Annotated in this window: 1 protein-coding gene; it reads left to right on the forward strand. The window is 46.1% G+C overall.

The annotated features are described in order from the left end of the window. Window positions 1-716: tRNA pseudouridine(38-40) synthase TruA (gene truA / locus A3738_RS09780; protein WP_068763575.1), on the forward strand; the 716-nt coding region annotated here is incomplete at its 5' end. Window positions 717-740 lie beyond the last annotated feature (24 nt).

Here is a 740-nt window from a genome sequence, read left to right on the forward strand (position 1 = left end):
TTCATGCGAGTTATCAGATTGTTCATTTTGATACCACATCTGTAAGAACTGCGCGCTCCTGGGTTTTTGGTTGTAACGCAAATCTGCCGTCAGATATTTCTGTTTCTTGGGTGCAGCCGGTTTCAGATGAGTTTCATGCACGTTTTTCTGCGTTTAATCGCCGCTATAACTATGTGATCTTTAATCATCCTATTCGACCAGCGCATTTTTATGACGAAATGACTTGGTGTCATTACGCTTTAGATGAGTCGCTGATGCATCGAGCGGCACAATGCTTGGTGGGCGAGCATGATTTTACTTCGTTTCGTGCCGTTGGATGTCAGAGTAAATCGCCGTTTCGGCATATCGACCACGTTCGCGTAAATCGTTTCGGTAATATTCTTGTGCTGGATATTCAGGGCAATGCCTTCTTGCATCATATGGTGCGTAATATCGCGGGCGTCCTTATGTCGATAGGTGCGGGTCGAAATCCAGTGGAGTGGTGTGCTGAAGTGCTTGCGGCGAAAGATCGTACTAAAGCCGATGTGACTGCTCAGCCTTATGGTTTGTTTTTAACGGATGTGGGCTATCCCGATCAATATGATTTGCCCCCCTCAGGCGGCGCGCCAAGCTTGATTCAGGCAATGCTGGCGATGTCAGACTCTAATAAAGTTGATTGGGATGTTATTTCTCCTGCAGATATGTGGGATATCGCGCGACAAGGAAATAATAAATAGCGGTACTAATCTTTGGTCGATTAG

It is taken from the genome of Oleiphilus sp. HI0066 (assembly GCF_001635725.1).